This is a genomic window from Victivallis sp. (genome assembly GCF_048170485.1).
GTDB lineage: Bacteria > Verrucomicrobiota > Lentisphaeria > Victivallales > Victivallaceae > Victivallis.
In genome coordinates, this window is record NZ_DBEXAY010000135.1 from 1 (window position 1) to 6,223 (window position 6,223).

Genomic DNA, 6,223 nt, shown 5'->3' on the forward strand with positions numbered 1-6,223 from the left:
AGGCATATTTACCAGGATTCGCACAACTATAATCCAACTCAACGAAAAGGAAAAACCGGAAATGGGTAATTTTAAAAAACAATCAACTCAGGCTCAAATAGGGTGGTTAGAATGACGATTTCAAAGAATTATGGGACGGCAGTGTAAAAAAATCATGGTTCCGTCCATATAAAAAGCGCTTTCCTTCCGGTATAATATACATATATGACCTGCTCATGTCAAAAGAAAAACGGAGGAAACAATGTTCAACGGTCTCGGCATGAATCCCGGCAATCTCTCCCGTCTGTCCCGCGCGAAAAGCCGCTCCATCTCACCGGAAAATCCGACCGGAGCCGCGGGCGGCGGGGCCCGGGCCGTCGAAGGAACCGGCTCCTGCGCCGCACGGGATCTCGGCCCCGGCTGGAAAATCTCGCCCTCCCTCAACATTGCCCCGGGGGAGACGCTGACGCTGGCGGATATCGAGGGTTCGGGCGCGATTCAACAGATCTGGATGACGCTTCGCGGCGGCGATGAGACCTTCCGCAGTGCCATTCTCCGCTTTTACTGGGACAATCAGGAGCAGCCTTCGGTCGAAGTTCCCGCCGGAGATTTTTTCTGTCACGGAATGGGCGGCGATTTCTTCCAGCTGTCGAGCCTGATGGTCTGCCACAATCCGGGGAGCGCCTTCAACTGCTACTGGGAGATGCCTTTCCGCACCCGCTGCCGGATTACGCTGGAGAACCGCCATGCCGAACCGATGGTGATCTACTATCAGATCAACTATACGCTGACCGAAGTGCCGGAGGAGTGCGCCTATTTCCACGCGCAGTTCCGGCGCAGCAATCCATTGCCCGAGAAAGAGGTGCACACGCTGCTCGACGACATCTACGGCGCCGGACACTACGTCGGAACCTATCTTGTGTGGGGGACGCACAGCAGCGGCTGGTGGGGCGAGGGGGAGATCAAGTTCTACCTCGATGACGACGGGGAATACCCCACCATCTGCGGCACCGGCACCGAGGATTACTTCTGCGGCTCCTACAACTTTGAAAACCGCCAGACCCGCCGCTATCAGACCTTCTGCACGCCCTATTCCGGCCTGCCGCAGGTGATCGAACCGGATGGGCTGTATCGCTCTCAGCAGCGCTTCGGGCTCTACCGCTGGCATATCACCGATCCGGTGCGGTTTGAATCGCAGCTGCGGGTCACGATTCAGGCGCTCGGCTGGCGTTCGGGCGGCCGTTACCTGCCGTTGCGCGACGACATCGCTTCGACGGTGTTCTGGTACCAGACACTGCCGACGGCGCCGTTCCCGAAACTGCCGACGGTGGACGAGCTGGAGCTCGTCTGACGGCAGAAGTTCCGGTTCGGCGGGAACCGTCGCACTCCCCGGGGAACGGCGTGTTTTCCGGAAAAAGATTTTGCGGTTTTCTCTTGAAAACGGAGGTTCTCCGGTGTATTTTCAAGAAATCATGCGATAGAAATCTGCACACCATTTCGGGGAGTTTTTTCGATGAATATTTCCGCCAACTGGATCTGGTCCGACGACGGGGACGGACGCGGCTATAATCTCTGTTCCATTTTCCGGCGGGATTTCCGTCTGGAGGCCGTTCCGGCCGACGCGCATCTCGCGGTCTGCGCCGACAGCAGTTACCGGCTCAAGGTCAACGGGCAGTGGCTCGGCGACGGGCCGGGGCGCAGTTATCCCGGGCACACCCGGTACGATCTCTACGATCTTGCCGGCGTGCTCCGCAACGGGGCCAACCAGATCGAGGCGGTGGTCCGTTACTTCGGTTGCGGCAACTTTCACCAGCTGCCGCAGCGGGCCGGATTTCTCGCCCAGCTGGAGATGACCATGGCAGATGGCGTGGTGGAGACGCTTGTCACCGATTCGAACTGGTTCGCCGCGCCGCTGCCGCAGTGGGTGGAGAATACGCCGCCGATCTCGATTCAGCAGCCGCCGTTCGAATGCTTCGATGCGTCGGTCCACCGGAATTTCGACTGGAAGAACGCTTCGATCGTCTGCGCCGCGGAGGCCGGACCGTGGAAAAATCTCGCACCGCGCGACTGTCCGCCGCTGACCCGGCGCGAGGCGCTGCTCCGCCGGGTCGAGAGCGCGCACCGGGTGATGCCGGAACTGGTCACGATCGGAATCGCTCCACAGCGGATTCTTTTCCCCGGAGATATTTCCGTTCAGACAACCAACATCCTGCCCTGTTTCGTCGCGTTCGAGGTCGATTCGCCGGAGGAGCAGGAGATTCCGATTGCGGCGCTCAACATTCAGGTTTCCGCGAACGGCGTCGTGGCGAAGGAGGGGCGGATTGAGCTGCGGCGCGGCCGGAACTTCCTGGTGTTCGGCGTGGACAATCTCTCCGGACACAGCAATTTTCAGGCGATCGGGTTCTATCCGGAATCCGGAATCGACCGCGGCCGCATTGCCAACTGCACCATTGCCGAACTGCGGGATCTGGCCGTACTGCTGCCGGATCTGCCTTTCCCCTGGGCCAGCACCGAATTTCAGACGCGCCGAAAGGCGTATGAAGAGGCACGGGCGAAGGCGCTCCGCTGCCGGAACTTCGAGGAGTTCCGCAAGCTCTGGCCGTCGGCCCGCCCGCTGAAGGAGGAGGAGCTGACCGACGCCGCCTGCCACTTCTCCTTTGAGTGCCGCCGGGCGGAGCAGTTGCACGCCGGCGATGTGGAACATCTGGAAAATCTGATCTATCCCGACGACCGCATGACGGTGATTCATCCGGTCGAAGGGCGGGATATCGAGCTTTGCTGCGATCTGGGCGAGGAGAACATCGGGTACTGGAACTTTGCGCTCGTCGCCCCCGCCGGGACGGTGGTCGATCTTTCGGTTTCGGAATACATCTCGGAAACCGGGCGGATTCAGCACACCGGTCTTCACTACCGCCATTCGATGCGTTACATCTGCCGCGAAGGGTGGAACCGCTTCACCAGTTTTCAGCGGCGGGGAGGGCGGTATCTCTTCGTCACGCTGCGCCGGATGACCGCTCCGGTACGGATTCAATCGTTGCGGCTGGTGGAATCGACCTACCCGGTGGTGGAGGAGGGGACGTTCCGCTGCAACGATCTCGAACTGGAGAAGGTCTACGAGATTTCGCGACGCACACTCAAACTGTGCATGGAGGACACCTTCACCGACTGCCCGCTGTACGAACAGACCCTCTGGGTGGGGGATGCCCGCAGTGAATCGCTGTTCGCGATGAGCTGTTTCGGCGCCTACGATCTGGTGCGGCGCTGCATCCGGCTGGCGGGGCAGTCGCTCGACCGGCTGCCGCTGGTCGGCAGTCAGGTGCCGTCGAGCTGGGACAACATCATTCCGGCGTGGAGTTTCATGTGGGTGATCTCCATATTCGACTACTACGAGGAGACGGGGGATCTTGAGTTTGTCCGCGAAGTCCGGCCGATGATGGCGAAGAACCTCGCCGGAGCTGAATCGATGATCGATTCCGGAACCGGTTTGTTCTCCTGCCCGGCCTGGAACCTCTTCGACTGGAGCCGGACGAAGTGCGAATTCCGGATCATGATCTACAACTCGCTTTTCCTCATCGGGGCGCTGGATGCGGCAATCAAGCTCGGGGAGGCGCTGGAGGAGCAGCCGGACGAGGTGGCGCACTGGCGGGAGTTCCGCGCCGCGCTGGCCGAAGCGGTCAACCGGGCGTGGGATGCACGCAAGCTCGCCTGGCCGGACTCCATCGATGAGAACGGCCGCCCCTCGGAGGATGTCAGCGTGCACACCAGTATGCTGGCGGTGATCTACGATGTGGCGTTGGCGGCGCATCAGGCGGAGGTGAGGACCAACGTGCTTTCGCCGCGTTCGGAGCTGATTCCGGTGGCGTCGCCTTTCGCATCGCTCTACTTTTACGAGGCGCTGGAGAAGCTGGGGGTGCCGGGGGAGATCGTCGATGCGATCCGGCGGGACTACCGGCCGATGCTGAGAGCCGGTGCGTCGACGGTATGGGAGACCTACGCGCGGGCGTTTTCGCACGTCGGCGACTTCCCGACCCGGAGCCACTGCCACGGCTGGTCGGCGGCGCCGCTCTACTATCTGCCCCGGCTGGTGCTGGGGATCGTGCCGGAGGGGATTGGCGGCCGGCGTTTCCGGATCAGTCCGCGGGTGAGCGGGCTGGAGTACGCCGCGGGAACCCGTCCGACCGTGCATGGCCGGATCGAAGTGCGCTGGGAGAAATCGGGCCGGTCACTGGCGATCCACGTCAAAGTTCCGGAAGGGGTCGAGGTGGAGTTTCAGGCCAACGACACGACCTGTGACATGGAGGTCACGCTGAACATCGTTCACAGCGCGCCGGGTTTGCCGTCGGCGTAGAGTTTTCTGCCCGGAATCAGTCCGCCGGAGCGGTGGCGTCCGGCGGAACTGCCGGCCGGAGGCGCGCTTTGCGCCGGGGCGGACGACGGTAGAGGATTCTGCCGGAGCGGCTGTGATCGATGCCGGAGGCGAAGAGCACGGCTTGAGAGGCGGCCACGGCGATATTCTGCGCGAGGATCTGGCGCCCTTCCTGCGTGGCGATGCTCTGCTGTTCCGCTTCGCGGGCGAGCCGGAAACTGCGGTCCTGCCCGAGGTAGACCAGCCCCCATCCGGAAGCGATTTCGTCGGGAGCGACGAGCCCTTCGGGCACGGCGAGATAGCAGAGGTCGGCCACACCGGTTCTCCGGATATGTTCGAGGCGGCTGCCTTGATGGAGTGCGTGGAGGAGTTTCTCCAACTTCCGGCGCAGTTTGCGGTATTCCGGATTCCGGCTGGAGGCGTAGTCCCACTGGCGGAATTCGCTGAAGAGATCGTCGGTGGAGCCGAGTTCCGGTTCGGTGCGGCGGATTTCCTCTTCGAGCCGTTCCTTTTCCTCGCGCAGGGCGTGAATTGCGGCGAGCCGGGCGTCACTGTCGGCGCAGTCGGAGAAGCAGTGTTCGAAGCGCTCATAAAGCACGACGACCGCAGTCCGTTCGACATTGCGGTAGCCGCGGCCTTCTCCCCGCCAGAAGCCGGCGGCCGTCACCTGATATTTCCGGAAGCGGGCCGGGACCTGAATGGCGACCGCATCCGGATTGAGCGAGGAGAGAAACCCCAGGGCAAGCTGTTGCAGTTCGGAGTGGGTCAGCCCGGACTTCGGTGCCGGCGGAGGAGTGACCGGCTCCGGAGAGATATCTTCCGGCGCCGGTTTTTGCGGCTCTGGCTCCGGGGCTGGTTCCGGCTCCGGCTCCGGTTCCGGCTGAAGAAAGCTGAAAAGATCAAGTTCCGAATCGTTGTCGTCCATGGAGAACTTCTGCCCGTTCTGGATTTCTGTTTTCTATTGACGGATATAAGATACCTCATCGCGATGGATTTTTCCAGTTTTCCGAATTAAAAAACGGCATGGAACAGCGGTTTTTCCGGAGAATCCGGCAGAAATACAAAAAACTTCGATCTTTTTTTATCGAATGAGTTGAAAAAATTTCGATCGATATTATATTGTGCATTAGATAATAAAATATCGATCTGACAGGATCGGGGTTGATTGAAGAGTTTCAGGTGAAAACCTGATGATAAGATTTCCCTTTTTCCCTTCTCCCGACCGGACGCTTTCCCGGCGTTCGGTTCCGTCCGCTTCTTCCCTGGGCGGACGGGCGCCGGCCGAATCCCCCCATACTTCGGCCGGCGTTTTTTTTACACTGCTAGGGGAATTTCCACGGCATTCCGGCCTTGTCACGTGCCCAAGCGCGGCAAGCGCCGCGAGTGGAATTTCCACCGCGCCCCGGCCTTCTCACGGGTACAAGCGCGGTAAGCGCCGCGAGCGCATGTGCGAGGACTGCTTTGCGTTTCGCAAAGCAGCAAGGAGCGATTGCGACGCAGTCGAACGGAGTCGAGCGGAGCCGCTCCGGCGACTGAGGAGTTGGCGGGCGAAGCCCGACAAGTAAGGCCCGCGAGGGCCGCGTGCGGATTCGTATCAACCGACTTGGGTTTTCTCACGGGCGGGGAGGTCTGGAGGGCGCCCGGCCCTCCAGCTCCCGCGAGCATCAACCCCTTGCGGAAGCTCGAATATCCGCCTCCGCCCCGACCGCGTTCCGCAGAAGCCGAGATTTTCCGCCCCCGGTACTGTCTTTCCGCGGCGAATCAGCTGACCGATTATGTGTACGACGAGACCGGGCTGCTGCGTGAAATACTGTCGAAATACCGTGGAGAGGAGAAGGTAGACCGGAAGATTGCCCGTGAGTATGACGCGCTGGACCG

At 61.0% G+C, this 6,223-nt stretch carries 4 protein-coding genes; 3 read left to right on the forward strand and 1 reads right to left on the reverse strand.

Annotated elements, in window-relative coordinates; all coding sequences use genetic code 11:
* Positions 1-241 precede the first annotated feature (241 nt).
* Together ACMLHG_RS07325 and ACMLHG_RS07330 are read left to right on the forward strand one after the other, a co-directional pair.
* A complete protein-coding gene (locus tag ACMLHG_RS07325) occupies positions 242-1,330 on the forward strand; it encodes a glycoside hydrolase family 172 protein (protein ID WP_417170072.1) in 1,089 nt (362 codons plus the stop codon).
* Between the two features lie 162 nt (positions 1,331-1,492).
* Positions 1,493-4,327, forward strand: a complete 2,835-nt coding sequence (locus tag ACMLHG_RS07330) for a family 78 glycoside hydrolase catalytic domain (RefSeq protein ID WP_417170073.1) — start codon at positions 1,493-1,495, stop codon at positions 4,325-4,327.
* A 16-nt stretch (positions 4,328-4,343) separates the two neighbouring features.
* On the opposite strand, the gene ACMLHG_RS07335 is transcribed toward ACMLHG_RS07330, so the two are convergent.
* Positions 4,344-5,270 carry a hypothetical protein gene (locus ACMLHG_RS07335; RefSeq protein WP_417170074.1) on the reverse strand — a complete coding sequence of 309 codons (927 nt, stop codon included), beginning with the start codon at positions 5,268-5,270 and terminating at the stop codon, positions 4,344-4,346.
* Between the two features lie 747 nt (positions 5,271-6,017).
* Here ACMLHG_RS07335 and ACMLHG_RS07340 point away from each other — a divergent pair.
* The coding region (locus tag ACMLHG_RS07340) for a hypothetical protein (RefSeq protein ID WP_417170075.1) at positions 6,018-6,223 on the forward strand (206 nt) is incomplete at its 3' end.

Bases quoted from the DNA above. Each gene is read 5' to 3' on its own strand.
- ACMLHG_RS07330 (WP_417170073.1), top strand. From the start codon at position 1,493: ATGAATATTTCCGCCAACTGGATCTGGTCCGACGACGGGGACGGACGC.
- ACMLHG_RS07325 (WP_417170072.1), top strand. From the start codon at position 242: ATGTTCAACGGTCTCGGCATGAATCCCGGCAATCTCTCCCGTCTGTCC.
- ACMLHG_RS07335 (WP_417170074.1), bottom strand. From the start codon at position 5,270: ATGGACGACAACGATTCGGAACTTGATCTTTTCAGCTTTCTTCAGCCG.